This window comes from Pseudomonas sp. LBUM1660 (assembly GCF_059695935.1).
The window spans coordinates 3,332,251-3,350,158 of the sequence record NZ_CP166795.1 but is presented as its reverse complement, the minus strand read 5'-3'; the positions used below and the strand labels follow the sequence as shown (position 1 = coordinate 3,350,158).

15 protein-coding genes and 3 pseudogenes are annotated in these 17,908 nt (G+C 60.0%); 3 read left to right on the top strand and 15 right to left on the bottom strand.

All coding sequences use genetic code 11. The features are described from left to right. The first annotated feature begins 12 nt into the window (after positions 1-12). Both ACA068_RS15770 and ACA068_RS15765 read left to right on the top strand, forming a co-directional pair. Positions 13-786, top strand: a complete 774-nt coding sequence (locus ACA068_RS15770) for an enoyl-CoA hydratase (protein WP_497303009.1) — start codon at positions 13-15, stop codon at positions 784-786. A 309-nt stretch (positions 787-1,095) separates the two neighbouring features. Further along, entirely contained in the window at positions 1,096-2,091 is a 996-nt protein-coding gene (locus ACA068_RS15765) for an IS110 family RNA-guided transposase (RefSeq protein ID WP_497303007.1), read from the top strand. A 91-nt stretch (positions 2,092-2,182) separates the two neighbouring features. On the opposite strand, the gene ACA068_RS15760 is transcribed toward ACA068_RS15765, so the two are convergent. The 3 genes and pseudogenes from ACA068_RS15760 to ACA068_RS15750 form a co-directional block, all read right to left on the bottom strand. After that, entirely contained in the window at positions 2,183-3,334 is a 1,152-nt protein-coding gene (locus ACA068_RS15760) for an acyl-CoA dehydrogenase family protein (RefSeq protein ID WP_497303005.1), read from the bottom strand. A gap of 3 nt (positions 3,335-3,337) precedes the next feature. Further along, positions 3,338-4,444: an enoyl-CoA hydratase/isomerase family protein gene (locus tag ACA068_RS15755; protein ID WP_497303003.1), complete on the bottom strand. Its 1,107-nt coding sequence runs from the start codon at positions 4,442-4,444 to the stop codon at positions 3,338-3,340. 149 nt (positions 4,445-4,593) lie between these two features. Continuing rightward, positions 4,594-4,709: pseudogene (locus ACA068_RS15750) on the bottom strand (HPP family protein); the annotation flags it as partial. 366 nt (positions 4,710-5,075) lie between these two features. On the opposite strand from ACA068_RS15750, the pseudogene ACA068_RS15745 reads away from it, so the two are divergent. Beyond that, positions 5,076-5,437: pseudogene (locus tag ACA068_RS15745) on the top strand (DUF6124 family protein). A gap of 197 nt (positions 5,438-5,634) precedes the next feature. Here ACA068_RS15745 and ACA068_RS15740 read toward each other — a convergent pair. From ACA068_RS15740 to arnB, 12 genes and pseudogenes are all read right to left on the bottom strand, one after another. After that, positions 5,635-6,342 (bottom strand): HPP family protein, encoded by a 708-nt coding sequence (locus ACA068_RS15740; protein WP_497303001.1) that lies wholly within the window; start codon positions 6,340-6,342, stop codon positions 5,635-5,637. 160 nt (positions 6,343-6,502) lie between these two features. Continuing rightward, positions 6,503-7,681, bottom strand: coding sequence for an MFS transporter (locus ACA068_RS15735; protein ID WP_497302999.1), 1,179 nt, complete (start codon positions 7,679-7,681; stop codon positions 6,503-6,505). Between the two features lie 106 nt (positions 7,682-7,787). Continuing rightward, positions 7,788-8,250 (bottom strand): annotated as a pseudogene (locus ACA068_RS15730) (MmgE/PrpD family protein); the annotation flags it as partial. Next, positions 8,232-8,747, bottom strand: a complete 516-nt coding sequence (locus ACA068_RS15725; protein ID WP_497302997.1) for a GNAT family N-acetyltransferase — start codon at positions 8,745-8,747, stop codon at positions 8,232-8,234. The gene ACA068_RS15725 and the pseudogene ACA068_RS15730, both read right to left, overlap by 19 nt. Positions 8,748-8,923: 176 nt before the next feature. After that, a complete protein-coding gene (locus ACA068_RS15720) occupies positions 8,924-10,303 on the bottom strand; it encodes a UDP-glucose dehydrogenase family protein (protein ID WP_497302995.1) in 1,380 nt (459 codons plus the stop codon). After that, entirely contained in the window at positions 10,300-10,701 is a 402-nt protein-coding gene (gene arnF / locus ACA068_RS15715; RefSeq protein WP_497302993.1) for a 4-amino-4-deoxy-L-arabinose-phosphoundecaprenol flippase subunit ArnF, read from the bottom strand. The genes ACA068_RS15720 and arnF overlap by 4 nt, the downstream gene beginning before the upstream one ends. Next, complete coding sequence (gene arnE / locus ACA068_RS15710) at positions 10,698-11,051, bottom strand: 4-amino-4-deoxy-L-arabinose-phosphoundecaprenol flippase subunit ArnE (RefSeq protein WP_497302991.1); 354 nt, start codon at positions 11,049-11,051, stop codon at positions 10,698-10,700. Before arnE ends, arnF begins: the two co-directional genes overlap by 4 nt. Continuing rightward, positions 11,048-12,697, bottom strand: a complete 1,650-nt coding sequence (arnT, locus tag ACA068_RS15705) for a lipid IV(A) 4-amino-4-deoxy-L-arabinosyltransferase (protein WP_497302989.1) — start codon at positions 12,695-12,697, stop codon at positions 11,048-11,050. Before arnT ends, arnE begins: the two co-directional genes overlap by 4 nt. Further along, a complete protein-coding gene (gene arnD / locus ACA068_RS15700) occupies positions 12,694-13,578 on the bottom strand; it encodes a 4-deoxy-4-formamido-L-arabinose-phosphoundecaprenol deformylase (protein WP_497302988.1) in 885 nt (294 codons plus the stop codon). The genes arnT and arnD overlap by 4 nt, the downstream gene beginning before the upstream one ends. Beyond that, positions 13,578-15,584 carry a bifunctional UDP-4-amino-4-deoxy-L-arabinose formyltransferase/UDP-glucuronic acid oxidase ArnA gene (gene arnA / locus ACA068_RS15695; RefSeq protein WP_497302986.1) on the bottom strand — a complete coding sequence of 669 codons (2,007 nt, stop codon included), beginning with the start codon at positions 15,582-15,584 and terminating at the stop codon, positions 13,578-13,580. Before arnA ends, arnD begins: the two co-directional genes overlap by 1 nt. Further along, the gene (gene arnC / locus ACA068_RS15690; protein WP_497302985.1) at positions 15,581-16,600 is read right to left on the bottom strand and encodes an undecaprenyl-phosphate 4-deoxy-4-formamido-L-arabinose transferase; all 1,020 of its coding nucleotides are present in this window, start codon (positions 16,598-16,600) and stop codon (positions 15,581-15,583) included. The genes arnA and arnC overlap by 4 nt, the downstream gene beginning before the upstream one ends. Continuing rightward, positions 16,597-17,745: a UDP-4-amino-4-deoxy-L-arabinose aminotransferase gene (gene arnB / locus ACA068_RS15685; RefSeq protein WP_497302983.1), complete on the bottom strand. Its 1,149-nt coding sequence runs from the start codon at positions 17,743-17,745 to the stop codon at positions 16,597-16,599. Before arnB ends, arnC begins: the two co-directional genes overlap by 4 nt. Positions 17,746-17,908 lie beyond the last annotated feature (163 nt).

Below are 17,908 nucleotides of genomic sequence, written 5' to 3'. Positions count from 1 at the left end.
CAGGAGTTGGTTATGAGTTACGAAACAATTTTGCTGGAAACCCACGGTCGTGTAGGCCTGATCACCCTCAACCGTCCGCAGGCGCTGAACGCGCTGAATGCGCAGATCGTCAGCGAACTGAACCACGCCCTCGATGGCCTGGAAGCCGATTCGAACATCGGCTGCATCGTGCTGACCGGCTCGAAAAAAGCCTTCGCCGCCGGCGCCGACATCAAGGAAATGGCCGAGCTGACCTACCCACAGATCTACCTCGACGACCTGTTCAGCGACAGCGATCGCGTGGCCAACCGCCGCAAGCCGATCATTGCCGCGGTCAACGGTTTCGCCCTGGGTGGTGGCTGTGAACTGGCGCTGATGTGCGATTTCATTCTGGCCGGCGACAATGCGAAATTCGGCCAGCCGGAAATCAACCTCGGTGTGCTGCCGGGTATGGGCGGCACCCAACGCCTGACCCGCGCCGTTGGCAAGGCCAAGGCCATGGAAATGTGCCTGAGCGGACGTTTGATTGATGCGGTAGAAGCCGAGCGCTGCGGGATCGTCGCGCGAATCGTGCCGGCGGATGAACTGCTGGAAGAAGCGCTTAAAGTGGCGGCGTTGATCGCCAAGAAGTCGCTGCCGATTGCGATGATGGTCAAGGAAAGCGTCAACCGCGCGTTTGAGGTGAGCCTGTCGGAAGGTGTGCGCTTTGAGCGCCGGGTGTTCCATGCGGCGTTTGCGACGCAGGATCAGAAGGAAGGAATGGCGGCGTTTATTGCCAAGCGTGAGGCGGAGTTCATCGGTAAATAAAACGGCGTTTTCAATGACGCCTTCGCGGGCAAGCCACGCTCCTTGTATGTTGACCTTGATTCCAACGAAAGAGGTTACGCTCAAGGATTCATACAAAAGCAAGTGCGTTTCTGGGGGAGGCCGATCGCTCCTGAAGGCAGGATTTGCTCCTGACCTTGTCTGTAGAGAGGCCCCCCCGCCTCATTGCCCACCACGAAGAGTATCGAGAAGCCGACAAGTCGGACTTCGCATTACAAGGTTGCAGTGGCATGAAGTTCGAGGTCGGGGGAACCAGGGGCAATCTTACCGAAAGTCAGGGAAGTGAAAAGCATGAATATTCATATCGGCATAGACATTGGTGCGCGCACGTCTGTCATGGGATGGCGGCAGAGCGGTAAAACATCAGGCCAGTGGGACATTCAGCACACGCCCAAAGGACGTAAGGCTGCCGTGACAAAGATGTTAGGTCTCAAACCGCTGAGCGTGGTCATGGAGGCCACTGGCATTTACTACCTGGATCTTGCATTGGAGTTGCACGCTGCCGGCCTGCCGGTCTCGGTGATCAACCCCAAAAGCTTCCACAATTTTGCAAAAGTGATGCTGCAAAACAGCAAAACTGACCAGATAGACGCTCAATTGCTGGCTGAATATGGCGAGCGCATGACTCCCAGGCTTTGGGTTCCGCCTACTACCGATCAAATGACGTTGCGTGCGATTGGCCGCCATATCAATCGGCTGATTGGTCATCGAACACGAGCCAAAAACGAATTACACGCGCTACAAGCGACAGAAACGAGTGTGGAGCTGCTGATCGAGGATGAGAAAGAGGCGATTGCAGGGCTGGACACACGGATTGATCGCTTGAAGAAAGCCGCACGTGATGCCATCGCCAAATGCCCGGATCTGAGTTTGCAGTTTCGCTGCATGCTGGCGGCCCCCGGCGTTGGAGAGGCCTCAGCCATCGCCGCACTGGCTGAGCTGACGACCCTTCCGGTAACGCTTAAATCGGCGCAGGTAAGCCGCTATGCAGGCCTGGATGTCAGGTTGACCCAGTCAGGCACCAGCGTGAACCGGCCAGGGCGAATGTCCAAATGCGGTAATGCTTACTTGCGCGCAGCGATGTTCATGCCGGCGATGACGGCAATCCGTTGTGATGAGAATGTGAAGGCCTTCTACGAGGCTCTGGTAGCGCGCGGCAAGAAGAAAATGCAGGCCATCGGTGCGGTCATGCGCAAATACCTAACCGGGTTATGGGCATGCATGCGTTCCGGAGAAGAATTTAATACGGCCAAGCTTTTTAGCGAAAAACATCTCGCGAAAGCTTGACCGTGAACAGAGTATCTACAGGTTATCGGTGTTCGCATGAACGACTCGTAACCTTGTAGGAGCGAGGCTTGCCCGCGAAGCTTTTAAGGCTTCAAACCAAGTAGTGCTTCAACTCCCGGGCAATCACCATCCGCTGAATCTCGCTCGACCCTTCATAAATCTGCGTAATCCGCGCATCTCGGTAATAGCGCTCCACCGGATAATCTTCCAGATAGCCATACCCGCCATGAATCTGCATTGCCGACGAGCAGACCTTCTCGGCCATTTCCGATGCAAACAGCTTGGCCTGCGAAGCCTCGGACAGGCACGGCTTGCCGGCACTGCGCAACCGCGCCGCATGCAGGATCAGCAAGCGCGCCGCGTTCAGCCGGGTGTGCATATCAGCGAGCATATTGGCGATGCTCTGGTGCTCGATGATCGGTTTGTCGAACTGCACCCGGTCCCGCGAATACGCCAGCGCGGCTTCGAACGCCGCCCGGGCAATGCCCAACGCTTGCGCGGCGATGCCGATGCGGCCGCCTTCGAGGTTGGACAGGGCGATGGCCAGCCCCTTGCCGCGATCACCCAACAGGTTGGCTTCGGGAATCGTGCAGTTGTTTAACGTCACCGCGCAGGTATCGGAGGCGCGAATGCCCATTTTGTGTTCGGTGCGGTCGACGATAAAACCGGCGGTGTCGGTGGGTACCAGGAACGCCGAGATGCCGCGTTTGCCCAAGTCCGGATCGGTGACGGCAAACACAATCGCCAGTTTTGCCCGCTTGCCATTGCTGACGAATTGTTTGGCGCCGTTGATCACCCATTGCCCGTCGCGCAGTTCGGCGCGGGTGCGCAGGTTGTGTGCTTCGGAGCCGGCTTGCGGCTCGGTCAGGCAGAAGCAGCCGATCGCCTGGCCGCTGGCCAGATCTGGCAGCCAAGTCTGTTTCTGTTCTTCGGTGCCGTAGTTGAGCACCGGGCCGCAGCCCACGGAATTGTGGATGCTCATCAACGCGCCCGTGGCGCCGTCGCCGGCCGAAATCTCTTCCACCGCCAGGGCGTAGGCGACGTAGTCGACATAGGTGCCGCCCCATTCTTCCGGCACCACCATGCCCAGCAGGCCCAGTTCACCCATCTTCGCCACCAGACCGTCATCGATCCAGCCGGCCTTCTCCCAGGCTTGCGCATGGGGCGCGATTTCGCCGCGGGCAAAGTCCCGGGCCATGTCGCGGATCATGACTTGCTCTTCGCTCAATTCGATATCGTGCATGGTTCAGTTCCCACTCTGTTCAAAACCGCTGAAGAAACTCGCGACGTGCTCGGCGTCCAGCGCCTGCAAGGTCGGCGGGTTCCAGCGCGGTTGCTTGTCTTTATCGATCAGCAAGGCGCGCACGCCTTCGATCAGGTCGCCGCGCGCGAACCACTGACGGTCCAGGTGCAGCTCAAGGGCGAAACAGTCTTCAAGACTCAAGTGCCGACCACGGCGCAGCATTTCCAGGGTGACGCCCATCGCCAGCGGCGAACGGCTCTCCAGCAGGTCGGCGGTGGACTTGGCCCATTCATGGCTGTCGGCGACCGTGACTTCACGCAGTTGCTCAACAATACTCGGCACATCGGGCAGGGCGAAGAAATGGTCGATGGCCGGGCGCAACGCGCTCAGTGGCGCATCGGGAAGTTGTTGGGCTGCGAGCTTCGCCAGCAGACCTTGAAGGTCCTTTAGCGGCGTTTCGTGCCATTCGAGCTGATCGAGGTGCTCGTCGAGGGTGCTGAGTTTTTCGCTTTCCAGATACCAGTCGGCCAGGCCGCAATAAAGCGCATCGGCTGCGCGAATCTGCACGCCGCTGACGCCCAGGTAAATCCCCAATTCCCCCGGAACCCGTGGCAGGAAATGACTGCCACCCACGTCCGGAAAATAACCGATGGCCACTTCCGGCATCGCCAGACGGCTCTTCTCGGTGACCACCCGCAAATCAGCGCCTTGCACCAGGCCCATGCCGCCGCCCAGGACAAAACCGTCCATCAGGGCCAACACGGGTTTGCGGTAGTGGTGAATGGTGAGGTCGAGGGCGTATTCCTCGACGAAGAAATCTTCGTGCAATGTGTCGCCGTTCTTGAAGCTGTCGTACAGCGAGCGGATGTCACCGCCGGCACAGAACGCCTTTTCGCCAGCACCGCGCAAGACCACCGCGTGTACGTGCGGATCCAACGCCCAGGCGTCGAGCTGGCGCTGCAGGTGGCGGACCATGTCCAGGGTAATTGCGTTGAGGCCGGCGGGGCGATTGAGGGTCAGGTGACCGATGTGGTTGCGGACCTCGGCCAGCACTTCGTTTTGCATGGCATCCATGGACGAAGTTCCCTTCGATGAAACCTGAGCAGTCATCACTAACTCCCTGCTTTTATTGTTCTTTATAGAGAAGCTCGCGCGCGAGCGATCCCGGATCGTACCAGTGCAAATTTGTGATGTACAACTGGGATATATGCAGGTACTTCCTGCATATTTGCATGGCTCTTAAAGTGGGAGGAGTGCGGTCAGGAGCTGTGGCTCAGGACTTCACCAATACTGCGACGTTTGGCACGCAACTCACTGATATCGATCAGTTGTTCAAGGTCTTCCGGCAGACATCGAAGAACGCTTCTGTTTCAGCTCAGATGAGAATTAAACAGCGTTGTTTAATAGACATCTCCAGATACTCTCTCAGGCTACACATCCTTGCGTCGTTGCCTACGACTGCGCCAGAATCCGCCGGCTTGTGCGCCTTGGTCCTGGGTTTTATCGTTTCCCCGTCGCTGAAGAACAGCGATGGGGGGTTGGTAGCCCCGGGTTTCCTGTGAGGTGCTAAGCATCACCATTTACGGCGTTTTTTCGTCTCTGTTTTATGGTGGTCATGCACAGGGCGTCCTCGGGCGCGCCGGTCTCCTCACATCCCGGTCTACCAACCTGTGCATGGCCACCACCCGTCGTTTGGTAGCGAGGGCGGTGGCTCCCAAATACGATGAGAGGAGTTTCACCTATGTTCAAACCAACACCCAATCCACCCGAAACGGACGACGTTTCCCCTACGAATCCATTGATTCCAAAAAACTCAACGAGGCCGCCGAACGCGCTCTCGACTTCCACTTCCCGTCCAATGCCGACGTCAAAGCCACCCCGCGAACACGCAGTACCCTGTTTTCCGTAGACCCACAGGCCACGACCGAAACCCTGGCGGTGCATCTGGTCGAGACGCTGGCCTCGGTCGATGTGATGGTGCACCAGTTGGTGGATCATCTGGAGGGTGAGTCGCGTTACGCGCTTTTGGGTATTTCCAATAGCATCATGATGGCGGAGATCACGGCGAACCGGGTGCTGGATAACGTCGGCCCGCAGGGTTAAGCAGATTCCGTAGACCGCACCTATCTGTGGCGAGGGGGTTTACCCCCGTTTGGCTGCGCAGCCGTCGTAAATCCTTGTTCACGCGGTTTAACTGCCAAAGCTGCGGTGTATGGATTTGGGGTCGCTTCGCGGCCCAGAGGGGATAAATCCCCTCGCCACAGGGTTTTCAGCGCTTTGAAGTACAGAGTTCAGTGACGTTATGTGCGACGCGACAACACTTCACCAATACTGCGACGTTTGGCATGCAACTCACTGATATGGATCAGCTGTTCAAGGTCCTCCGAGGTGACATCGAAGAACGCTTCCATCTCCGCCAGGGCCAGTTTCAAGTCCTGAGCGGTAATGGCCAGGCTGTCGATCGGCGGATGATCGGCCGGCACCACGGCCACCGGCTCGCTGGCACGTTTGGGGTAGCGAATGCGCGTCAGGTTGTTGTACGCCAAGGCGCTGAGCAGCAGGGTCGATGCGCCGAGCATCACCGGGCCGAGGGCTTTCCAGTCCAGCGCGATGGTCGCCGGGTCTGCCAGGACCAACAACAGCGCCAAGGCTCCGGCCGGTGGGTGCAGGCAACGCAGCCAGCACATCAGAATCAGCGCCATGCCGGCCGCCAGGCATGCGCTGCCGAGGGTTCGTCCGAGTACGTGAGCGACCAGCAGCGAAACGACGCCGGCACTCAAATATCCGGCAAGAATCGACCACGGCTGGGCGAGCGCGCCGGAGGAAACGGCGAACAGCAACACGGCGGATGCGCCCAGCGGCCCGATCAAATGCTGGGCCACTTCCATGCCGAACACTTGCGCGCACAGCCAGACGCTGAACAGCGTGCCCAGGGACATGCCGATAGCGGCACGGCTCCACTCGGTGGGGCGGGTGTTGATGGCGGCAGGTAACCAGCGAGCGAGCATGAGGCAAACGATCCGTTGGCTAAAATCCAGGAAAAAAAAAGGCTTAACTGGGAAACCCAGAAAGCCCTTGAAGGTGTTCCAACTATTGGGGGAGGAACGAGGCACAGTGTGCCGTTCATTCCCAACACTGACAAATTCATATTAATGCAGTTTGAGTGCATTATTTTTGCTGTAAAGCGACTCGGCGACCGCTCATGAAACACATACACCCGCCCATGGCCGTCAGCGCGCTCAGTGCGTAAAACATCGTCGGCGCCGGTGTGTGCATCAGCAGGAAACCGCAAATCACCGGGCTTAGCGCACCACCGAGGGCCGCGAGGTTCTGTGCACCGTAGTAACTTCCGCGCAGTTCTTCCGGGGCCAGGGTGTCGACGAAGAGGAATTCGGCGGGGTAAATGATCATTTCACCGAGGGTGAAAATGAACATCGCCACGCACCAGCTCATCAGGCTGTCGGCCAGACTGAAGCCGATCAGCCCGACGATAAACAGGCTGGTGCCGCCGGCGATCCAGTAACGCAGCTGTTCGCGCTTGAGGAAACGGCCGATCTGGTATTGCAGCAGGATCACGCTGATGGCGTTGCAGGCGAGCAGAGCGGCCATGGTTTCCAGCGCCCGCTTGGAATCATGGGTTACCAGCAAGTATTGCGACAAGTACAGGGTGAATCGACCGTGGACCACGGTACTGAGCAGGCAACCACAGGTGAACATGATCAGCGTGCGGTCGTTCTTCAGGGTGATCAGCGTCTTGAGAAAACTCTGGGGCTGGCCGATTGCGGGTGTCTGCGCCGAATCCTTGGGGATTCCGATCATCAGGAAGATACTGAAAAATGCGATGCCGCCGGCAATCAGGAACGGCGCAATCGGGTACACGCCGGCAATCACCACACCGAGCATCGGGCCGGTGGCGTAGCCGATGTTGGTCAGGGTGTAGCGCAGGGAAAACGCCTTGGCGCGTTGGCCAATCGGCAGGTTTTCGCTGAGGATCGCCTTAGAGCCGATCAGGAACAGCGCCGAGGCGGTTTCGGTGATGACCAGGGTGGCGGTGGTCAGGTAGAGGTTTTCGGCGAAGGTCAGCAGCACGAAGCCAATTGCGCTGGAGAGCATCGCAAGGATCAGCAGTCGACGCTTCTCGAGGCGGTCGATGATGTAGCCGCCGTAGAGCGCGAGCAGGGTGGCGATGAACACCGCGATGCCCAGCAGCAAACCGACGTCCTGTTGGTTGAGGCCGAGCTTGTTGCTCAGGAACAGCGTGAGCAACGGGCTGGTGATGGCGCGGCTGACGACGATGGTCAGCGAAACGATCATCAACCGGCGGATTACGAGCGAGTAAGTGGCCACGGTGGGGCAAATGTCCTTATTCAGATTTTTTTGTGTTCGACGTGGAACCGAGTCGCCTTCATTCACGGGCAAGCCTCGCTCCTACGGGTTGTTGGTGTCCGCATGATCAACGCATGACCTGTAGGAGCGAGGCTTGCCCGCGAAGAGGCCCGCACAGGCAAAACACCGATTCAAGCGTGTCCAGCCGCCACAATTTTTCGAGCAATTCTCAACGGATTCCCCGGCGCGCCCAAGGGTGGGTCGACACAAAGACTCGCCTGCCGACCGTCCACGGTCCGCACGCGGATGACGGGCTCGCCATCCTCTGACAGTTGCGGATCCACTTCAAGACGAATGCGCGACATCCAGTCAGCAATCCGAGGGTCGCCCCGTTGTGCCTCGTCGTAGGCCTACAGCCGGCAATGACCATGAACCAGCCGGGCGGCGAGGGCATACGGCAAACTCATCTGTGCCGCCACGAGCGTGCTGACATCCTGCCCACCGCACATATACTGAAGAAAGCCGCACAACGAGAATTCGATGTGATCGGCGCCGACCTGCAGTTGATCCATTAGCAACCCCAACGCATCGCACACCGCCGTTCGCCGGGTAAACCGTGAACGGTTTCGTCGTTCAAAACCTTGGTTAAACGTGGGCCGACTTCAGCAGGCCCCAATGTTTCAAAGCCCATGCGCCGATAAAACGCTTCATTCCATGGCACATCGCGAAACGTGGTCAGGGTCAGACCCTGGAGTTCTCGATCCCGGGCACATTCAATGGCCGCTAACAGCAACTTTCGTCCTGCGCCCCGCCCTTGAAAGTATTGGCTGACGGACAGTTCGTGAATATGCAGTTCGTTGTCGATTTCAACCGCACTGACAAATCCCATCACAGCGCCATCGACCGATTGCGCCACCCAAACGTCATCCGTCTCGATTGCCCGTTGATGGTGTTCAGCATCGGGCACCGCAGCGTCGGCGAGCCAGGCCAGTGAAGGGTCACAACGAAATAGCTCCGCCGCCGAGCGCTCGATGGCGGGGAGGGCGGTGGCGTCGTCAAAGTGGGCACGGCGGACAATAAAATTCATGCGCACGACTGTAGCAGCTGCCGAGCAACGCGAGGCTGCGTTCGGCGACGAAGTCGTCGTAAAACCTGCGCATGTGGTCTTCCTGACGCACCGCATTGCCTGATTTTACGACTGCTTCGCAGCCGAACGCTGCCTCGCGTTGCTCGACAGCTGCTACAGGGGTTGTGACAGTGTAATCAAGCGACGACCTGCGCCGCCGGCCACTGCTGATGTGGAATCGGCAGTTTGCGCGATTCACCACGGCCCATCGGGAAGTACAGGAAACCACTGCGTGCCAGGCGTTCGGCGTCGTACAGGTTGCGTCCGTCGAAGATCACCGGCGCCTTCAACCGTTGCTCGATCAGGTTGAAATCCGGCGCCTTGAACTGCTGCCATTCGGTGCAAATGATTAACGCATCGGCGCCGGCCAATACCGATTCCGGTGTGCCCATCAGCATCAACTTCGACTCGTCGGGATACAAATGCTGGGTTTCCTGCATGGCTTCTGGATCGAATGCGCGTACGCTGGCGCCGGCGGCCCACAGCGATTCCAGCAGCACCCGGCTCGGCGCATCACGCATGTCATCGGTGTTGGGTTTGAAGGCCAGGCCCCACACGGCGAAGGTCTTGCCGCGCAAGTCGCCCTTGTAGAATGCGTTGATGCGCTCGAACAGCTTGTGCTTTTGCCGCTGGTTGATCGCTTCCACCGCTTGCAGCAGGTCGCTGGAGCAGTGCGCCTCTTCGGCGCTGTGGATCAGCGCGCGCATGTCCTTGGGAAAACACGAGCCGCCATAACCGCAGCCGGGGTAGATGAAGTGGTAACCGATGCGCGAGTCGGCACCGATGCCCAGGCGTACAGACTCAATGTCGGCCCCCAGGTGCTCAGCCAGTTCGGCGATCTGATTGATGAAGCTGATCTTGGTGGCCAGCATGCAGTTGGCGGCGTACTTGGTCAGCTCGGCGCTGCGCAGGTCCATGAACATGATGCGGTCGTGGTTGCGATTGAACGGCGCGTAAAGGTCGCGCATCACGTCGCGAACATCATCGCTGTCGCAGCCGATGACGATCCGGTCCGGGCGCCGGCAGTCCGCCACGGCGGAGCCTTCCTTCAGAAATTCGGGGTTGGAGACGATTTCGAACTGCAACAAGCGGCCGACCTTGATCAGGCACTTGTCGATATGCGCACGCAAGGTGTCGCCCGTGCCCACCGGCACCGTGGATTTTTCCACCAGAATCACCGGCTGCTCACGATGCCGCGCCACCGCTTCGCCCACCGACAACACGTAGCGCAGATCCGCCGAACCATCGTCCCGGGACGGTGTACCGACCGCGATAAACAGCACCTGACCATGCTGCACCGCGAGTTTTTCGTCGTTGGTGAATTGCAGGCGTTTGGCTTCGAGGCTTTCACGCACCAGGCTGGCCAGCCCCGGTTCGAAAATACTCACGTGGCCCTGTTGCAGCAATTCGACTTTTTTCTCGTCAATGTCCATGCAGACCACGTCGTGGCCGACTTCCGCCAGGACGGCGGCTTGCACCAGGCCAACGTAACCGCTACCAAATACACTGATTTTCATGAGGCACTCCTGAGTTCGGGCGCGCGCGCTGGACGTGAGTTGATGGTGATGACCCCGAGCATGACCAGGGCCACCCCGAGGGTTTTTGAAAGGCTGAAGGTTTCGTTGAACAGCGGCAGGCTGGCGGCCAGCAGATACACCAGCGCGTAGCTGATGCTCAGCAGTGAATAGGCCCGGCTCAGCGGCACATCCCGCAGGGCGGCGAGCCAGCACAGCATTGACAGGGCGTAGGCCAGAATCGCCCCCAGCACCACGGCGACCGCTGTCGGGTCGATGCTGGAAGTCAGCAAGTGTTCGGGTGACGGCAAGCGCGTCATGCTCCAGCGCATGCCCAACTGCGCCGCGCTGCCGAGCAAGACGCTGCCCATGGCGCAGGTGAGTCCGCGACGCAGGCTCATGTGTGTTGCCCCAGCAGAATCACGCCGCCGATCACCAACGCCACGCCCAGCCAGTGCTGGCGGTCGATCGGTTCGTGAAAGACAAACCGGGCGATTAGGGTGATCAGCACGAAATTCAGGCTCAGCATCGGGTAGGCAATGCCGACTTCAAGGCGCTGCAACACCAGCAGCCAGACCAGCAAGCCCAACCCCAGCGAAGCGAGTGCCAGCCACAACCACGGCGAGCGCAGCGAGCGCAGTTTCTCGTCCCAGGCCGACGGCTTCGCGCGCCAGCTCTCGACGGCGTACTTTTGGGCGATCTGGCCCAGACAGGTCAGCAGGCACGCGGCCAACAAAAGTAGCAGGGTCATGACGCGCCCTGTGGAAAGATCAGAATCACCAGATTGCCTTCTTCATAGCGCTTGCCATCCTTGGGCAGTCGTTCAATTTCTTGCAGCTCGTCCTCACCCTTGACCCGCATGACCACGCCGACCGAGCCGTTCTGCCGCGCCTCGTGCATCCACTGTTGAACTTGATCGAGGTCGACGCGCTGCTGCACCGAGTCAGGATAGGCGAGGCCATATTTCAATTCGCCTATCGTGTTGTACAACGCCACGTCCGGGCGCTTCAGGCGCCAGGCCAGGGCCGAAGCGGCGCCGAGATCGTTGCTCAACAGCTTGCTGGTCTGCGCCAGTTCATCGGCGTGATGGAGGATGAACTGGTCGGGCATCTTGTTGGCCACCACCGAGTCGGGCAGCCCGGCGGGCACCAGACCGATCAGCAGCAGGCTGCCGAAGGCCGGTGCGGCCCAGCATTGCAGGGGTCTGAAGGCTTGCAGCAGGTTGGCCATGATCCAGCCGATCAAGCCGATGAACACCAGCATCAGGTTGTGCAGTTCGTGGTCATACAGCGGCTTTTTCAGTTGCAGATAGACCAGTGCAAGCAAGGTGATCACACCCAGTAGCAAGTTCAGCAAACCGTTGATGCCCAAAACCCGGCCTTGCTCCAGCTTCAGTCGTTCGGCCAGGGTATGGCCCAACAGCAAGGCCAATGGCAGCAGGCAGGGCAAGATGTAGCTCGGCAGTTTGCCGTTGCTCAGGCTGAAAAACAGCAGCGGCATCACCAGCCACAGCAGCAGAAAACCGATGCGGGCCTGGCCCCGGGTTTTCCACGCCTGGCGCAGCGCCGACGGCAACAACGCCACCCATGGCAGACTGAACGCCACCAGTAACGGCAAGTAGAACCACCACGGTGCGTCATGCTGGGCGTCGTCACCGGCAAAGCGACGGATGTGTTCGTGCCAGAAGAAGAACCGCCAGTAATCGGGTTCCTGCGAGTGAATCGCCAGCGCCCACGGCAGACTCACCGCGATCGCCACGACAACGGCCACGGGGCCGAAGACCAGCAACTCACGCCAGCGTTTTTGCCAAATCATGAAGGGCAGGGCGATCAGCACCGGCAGCAACCAGGCGAGAAAACCCTTGGTCATGAATCCCATGCCGCAGGCCAGTCCGAGCACTGTCCAAGCGATCAGCCGCGGGCCTCGGTGGACACGGTCAAGCGCGAACCACAGGGCGACCAGGCTCAGATTGACCCAAAAAGTGAATTGCGGATCGAGGTTGGCGTACCCCGCAGCGCCGGCGATGACGGTGAAACTCATGTACAGCAGCGCACAGGCAAAACTCTTGCGCGGCTCGTTCCACAAACGACGGGCGACCAGGAAACACAGCAACACACTCAGGCCCATGCTCAGCGCCGATGCAAAGCGCACACCGAACAGGTTCTGGCCAAACAGGGCCTGGCTGGCGGCAATTACCCAGTATCCGGCTGCCGGTTTTTCGAAATAGCGCAGGCTCATGAAATGCGGCGACACCCAGTCGCCGCTCAGAAGCATGCCTTGGCTGATCTGCGCGTAGCGGGTTTCGTCGGGAATCCATAAGCCGTGGCTGCCCAACGGCAACAGATACGCCAACAAGAAAATCCCCAGCAGCAGCGGCAATCCCCAGCGTTTGCTCATGCGCTTTGCACTCCCAGCCAGCCTTCCCGGCCTTCGAGAGTGCCGCGCACGACGCGTCCTGTTGGCAAACAGTTCGGGGCTGCAGGAAGCAGATCGCCCAAGGGTTTGAAGCAGATGCCACGCTGGCGCGCATCGGCCAACAATCGACGAAAATCATTGGCCATCAGAATCCCTTCTACTTCGGCGTGGATCGTATAGACGTTGAGTTTTTCAGGAGTGAATCGATCGAGGATGAACCCGTTGAAGTCCTTGGCTGCGACGACAGGGCCGACCACTTCATCGAAGGTCGGCAGGTCCACCGGAATCTGCGGTGCCCCCACGCCACCCCCGGCCAACCTCGGTTGGAACAGACCCTGGCCGCGGCAATCGCTGTTGTAGCGAAAGCCGAACGTTTGCTTGGCCTCGATCACGCGCTCGTCCGCGCGCCAACCGGCAGACGCCGAACACTCGACTGCTTGCCCAAGGATGTCGCTGAGGGTGTCGACGCCCAGGCGGATCTGTTCGATCAACTGCGCCTCGCTCCAACACCCGGCATTGGCCTGCCAGCCATGGTGATCCCAGGCGTGCAGCCCGACTTCATGACCCGCATCCCGGGCCTGTCGCATCAGGTGCCCGAGGTCGCGGCCGATGGGTTTGCCCGGCCAGGCGGTGCCAGCCAGCAGAATGTCCCAGCCGTACAGGCCGGCAGCGTTGGAGCGGAGCATTTTCCAGAGGAATTGCGGGCGGATCAGGCGCCACAGATGGCGCCCCATGTTGTCCGGCCCGACGCTGAAGAAAAATGTCGCCTGGACCTGCGCATCATCGAGGATTTCCAGCAGTCGCGGCACCCCCTCACGAGTGCCTCGGTAAGTGTCGACATCGATTCGAAGGCCTGCCTGCATCAGCGCGATTCTTCTGTTGGGGGCGCCGCCATTTCGAGCATGGCCTCGCGCAGGAAGAAATCCAGCGTGTTGCCGATGGTCTCGCTCATCTCCACCGTCGGCGTCCAGTCCAGCAGGCGCTTGGCGTTGGCGATACTCGGTTTGCGGTGGGACACGTCCTGGTAGCCGGTGCCGTAGAACGCCTTGCTTTCCACGTCGCGGAAACCGGCGAACGGCGGGAAGTTGTCGCGCAACGGGTGCGCTTCAAACTGACGCAACAGCTCTTCGCCCAACTGACGAATGCTGGCCTCGTTGTCCGGGTTGCCGATGTTGATGATCTGGCCATTGCAGGCATCGTTTTCGTTGTCGATGATCCGGGCCAGCGCTTCGACGCCGTCGGCAATGTCAGTAAAGCAGCGTTTCTGCTCGCCGCCGTCGAACAGACGAATCGGCGTGCCTTCCACCAGGTTCAGGATCAATTGGGTGATGGCCCGGGAGCTGCCGATCCGCGCCGAGTCCAGCCGGTCCAGGCGCGGGCCCATCCAATTGAAAGGACGGAACAGGGTGAAGTTCAGGTCTTTCTGGCCGTAGGCCCAGATCACCCGGTCAAGCAATTGCTTGGAGATCGAATAGATCCAGCGCTGCTTGTTGATCGGGCCGACGACAAGATTGGAGCTGTCTTCGTCGAAGTGCTGGTCCTGGCACATGCCATACACTTCGGAGGTCGACGGGAAGATCACGCGCTTGTTGTATTTGACGCAGTAGCGCACCAGCTTCAGGTTCTCTTCGAAGTCGAGTTCGAACACCCGCAGCGGGTTGCGGGTGTATTCGATCGGCGTGGCAATCGCCACCAGCGGCAGGATCACGTCGCACTTCTTGATGTGGTACTCGATCCACTCGGAGTGAATGCTGATATCACCTTCGACGAAGTGGAAACGCGGATGGCTGCGCAAGCGCTCAATGGCATCGGAACCGATGTCGAGGCCGTACACCTCGTAGCGGTCGTCGCGCAAAAGCCGTTCGGACAGGTGATTGCCGATGAAGCCGTTGACGCCAAGGATCAGCACGCGGGTGCGACGTGGCGCGCGGCCGGACTCGGCGCCACGCAACACGGAACCGTCGACCAGCCCCAGTTCGCTGGCCAGTTGCGGACCGCTCAGGTACAAGCCGTTGTCGTTACGCTGGCCGGAGTTGATGACCAAAGAGTCTTCGCCACAGGCAATGCGCAGCGGATCAACGCTGATCACGCGGCCCGGTGCCTGGCCTTCGTTGCCCTTGGCAACTTCTGCGCTCCAGACAATCAGCTTATGTTCGCCCACGGCGCAGAACGCGCCGGGGTAAGGCTGGGTGACGGCGCGGACCAGGTTGAACAGTTCTTCGGCGGGGCGCTTCCACACAAGCTTGCCGTCGGCCGGGGTGCGACGGCCGAACACGGTGGCGCTGGATTCGTCCTGCTCCGTTTCGCTGACTCGACCGGCGAGCAGCGCCGGCAAGGCATCTCGCAGCAGGTCGATGGCGGCCATGCGCAATTTTCCGTGCAGGCTCAGCGCGGTGTCGCTGCGCTCAATGCCTATCCGTTGCTGGGCGATGATTGCGCCGGCGTCGGCGCGCTTGACCATGCGGTGCAGGGTCACGCCGGTTTCGCTTTCACCGTTGACCAGCACCCAATTGGCCGGTGCGCGGCCCCGATAGCGCGGCAGCAAAGAGCCGTGCAGGTTGAACGCGCCTTTACGGGCCGTGGCCAACAGCGGTTCGCTTAGCAGGTGGCGGTAGTAGAACGAGAACAGGTAATCGGGATTGAGCTTGCTGACGCGCTCGATCCACAACGGATGATTGGCATCTTCCGGGGCGTGAACCGGGATGCCCCTGCTCGCGCAGAGTTTCGCCACGGAGCCGTAAAAGGCGTTTTCCTTCGGATCATCGGCATGGGTAAACACGGCGGCGATTTCGAAGCCCGAGTCGAGCAGGGTTTCGATGCCGGCACAGCCAATATCGTGATAGGCGAAGACAACAGCTTTTGCGCTCATGAGAGGACCTGATCGGAAGAAGTGGAAGTGAGGCCGTCGACCGTGACAACCGGAGCTGGGGTGGCGGGCTGGCTACGCAGTACCTTCTCGACGAAGAACCGAGGGCGGGCGCGGACGTCGCTGTACATGCGGCCCAGGTATTCGCCCAACAGGCCCATGCCAATGAACTGCCCGCCGGTGAACACGAAGAGCACGGCGAACAACACGAACGTGCCGTCGCCAGCCCATTCGGCGCCGAAGACCAGGCGCAGGACGATCAGCGCGGTGGCGAACAGCAAACCCAGTCCGGCCATGGCGAAACCGACGATGCTCAGCAACCGCAGCGGCGTGGTGGTCATGCAGGTGATCAGGTCGAACATCAGGTTGACCAGGCGCATGGGGCTGTATTTCGATTCGCCGTGCTCACGCTCGGCATGCATCACCAGGATTTCCGTGGTGTGCCGGGCAAAGCTGTTGGCCAGGATCGGAATGAAGGTGCTGCGTTCGCGGCAGGCGAGCATCGCGTCGACAATGCTGCGGCGATAGGCGCGGAGCATGCAGCCGTAATCGCTCATGGCCACGCCGGTTGAGCGCTGCACGGCAAGGTTGATCAGCTTCGACGGCCAGCGGCGCAGCGCCGAGTCCTGACGGTTGTTGCGTACCGTGGCGACCACGTCATAGCCCAGCTCGGCCTGCGCCACCAGACGGGGGATTTCTTCCGGCGGGTTTTGCAGGTCGGCGTCGAGGGTGATCACCACATCGCCTTTGCACTGCTCGAAACCGGCCATGATTGCTGCGTGCTGGCCGTAGTTGCGGTTGAGAATGACCGCCACCACCGGGCTGCACTCGCGATGGGCGGCGTCCTCGAGGATTCGCGCGGAGTTGTCGCGGCTACCGTCATCGACCAGCACGATTTCATAGTCATGGTGCAACTGCTGGCATGCCGCTTCGGTGCGCCGCAGTAATTCGGACAGGCTGTCTTGCTCGTTATAGACCGGGATGACGATCGACACGCAACGGATCGGATAGGGTTTCACAGGCGTCTGTCCAGGGTGTGTTCGATGGCGTCGACCACACGATTGACGTCATCGGTGGTCATGTCGGGGAACAGCGGAATCGAGCACAGCCGCGCCGAGTTCCATTCGGTGTTGGGCAGGTAAATATTGGGGAAACGCTGGCGGTAATACGTGTGCAGGTGCGTGGCGATGAAATGAATGCCAGTGCCGATGTTCTGTTCCTGCAAAGCCTTCATGAACGCTTCGCGATCCAGTCCGCAGCACTCGGCGTCGATGCGCAGGATGAACAGGTGCCAGGCGTGCTGTTGCGGATACGTCGGGATGGTCAGCGGTTGCACCGGTAAACCTTCGAGGCGTTGCAGGTAGGTGCGCGCCAGCTCGGTGCGCTTGGCGTTGATGTCGTCCAGGCGCTCAAGTTGCACCAGGGCGATGGCAGCATTGATGTCGGCCAGGTTGTATTTGAAACCCGGCTCGATCACTTGGGCCTGGGGTTTGCGGCCGTGGGTCAGGCGATCGTAGGCATCAACGCCCAGACCATGAAACTTGAGCATGCGCACCCGGTTGGCCAGCGCGGTGTCGTCGCTGACGAACATTGCGCCCTCGGCGCAGGTCATGTTCTTGATCGCGTGAAACGAGAAGATCGCCGTGCCTTTCGCGCCGACATGCCGACCTTTATAGAAGGTGCCTGCCGCATGGGCGGCGTCTTCGATGATGGGGATGCCGTGTTGGTCGGCCAATGCGTAAAGCGGATCGAGGTCGAAGGCGGCACCGGCGTAATGCACCGGAATGATTGCCCGGGTGCGCGGCGTGATCGCCGCCTCAATGCTGGCCAGGTCACACATGAGCGTGTCACGGTCAACGTCGACGAAGACCGGTTTGGCACCCAGCAGGCAAATCATGTTGGCGGTGGACACCCACGTCTGGGACGGCGTAATGACTTCATCCCCCGGACCGATTCCCAAGGCCAGTAACGTGATGTGCATACCGCCGGTGGCCGAAGAAAGTGCAATGGCATGACGGCAGCCGACATAGTGGGCGAATTGCTCTTCCAGTTGCTGGGTTTTCGGCCCAGTAGTAATCCAGCCGGAGCGCAGTACTTGCTCTACGGCCTCGATTTCTTCATCGCCGATAGTGGGGCGAGAGAAGGGGAGAAACGCCTCATTCATAAGAATCTCCGGGCGAACGGCTTCCTTCAGCGAAATCGCCGAAAGAAGCGTGTTTTCAAGGGGTTGACTGCCGGAGCAGGAAGCCATCAATTGACTTTCCTGGCCGCGACCGGCAGCGTGACGACCCACAAGGGCTCGTCGGGTTGATTGAAGGTTATGCCCG

What these genes read in the sequence shown, in the direction of transcription:
- ACA068_RS15770 (WP_497303009.1), top strand. Translation starts at nt 13, where the DNA reads ATGAGTTACGAAACAATTTTGCTGGAAACCCACGGTCGTGTAGGCCTG.
- ACA068_RS15765 (WP_497303007.1), top strand. Translation starts at nt 1,096, where the DNA reads ATGAATATTCATATCGGCATAGACATTGGTGCGCGCACGTCTGTCATG.
- ACA068_RS15760 (WP_497303005.1), bottom strand. Translation starts at nt 3,334, where the DNA reads ATGCACGATATCGAATTGAGCGAAGAGCAAGTCATGATCCGCGACATG.
- ACA068_RS15755 (WP_497303003.1), bottom strand. Translation starts at nt 4,444, where the DNA reads ATGACTGCTCAGGTTTCATCGAAGGGAACTTCGTCCATGGATGCCATG.
- ACA068_RS15740 (WP_497303001.1), bottom strand. Translation starts at nt 6,342, where the DNA reads ATGCTCGCTCGCTGGTTACCTGCCGCCATCAACACCCGCCCCACCGAG.
- ACA068_RS15725 (WP_497302997.1), bottom strand. Translation starts at nt 8,747, where the DNA reads ATGAATTTTATTGTCCGCCGTGCCCACTTTGACGACGCCACCGCCCTC.
- ACA068_RS15720 (WP_497302995.1), bottom strand. Translation starts at nt 10,303, where the DNA reads ATGAAAATCAGTGTATTTGGTAGCGGTTACGTTGGCCTGGTGCAAGCC.
- arnF (WP_497302993.1), bottom strand. Translation starts at nt 10,701, where the DNA reads ATGAGCCTGCGTCGCGGACTCACCTGCGCCATGGGCAGCGTCTTGCTC.
- arnE (WP_497302991.1), bottom strand. Translation starts at nt 11,051, where the DNA reads ATGACCCTGCTACTTTTGTTGGCCGCGTGCCTGCTGACCTGTCTGGGC.
- arnT (WP_497302989.1), bottom strand. Translation starts at nt 12,697, where the DNA reads ATGAGCAAACGCTGGGGATTGCCGCTGCTGCTGGGGATTTTCTTGTTG.
- arnD (WP_497302988.1), bottom strand. Translation starts at nt 13,578, where the DNA reads ATGCAGGCAGGCCTTCGAATCGATGTCGACACTTACCGAGGCACTCGT.
- arnA (WP_497302986.1), bottom strand. Translation starts at nt 15,584, where the DNA reads ATGAGCGCAAAAGCTGTTGTCTTCGCCTATCACGATATTGGCTGTGCC.
- arnB (WP_497302983.1), bottom strand. Translation starts at nt 17,745, where the DNA reads ATGAATGAGGCGTTTCTCCCCTTCTCTCGCCCCACTATCGGCGATGAA.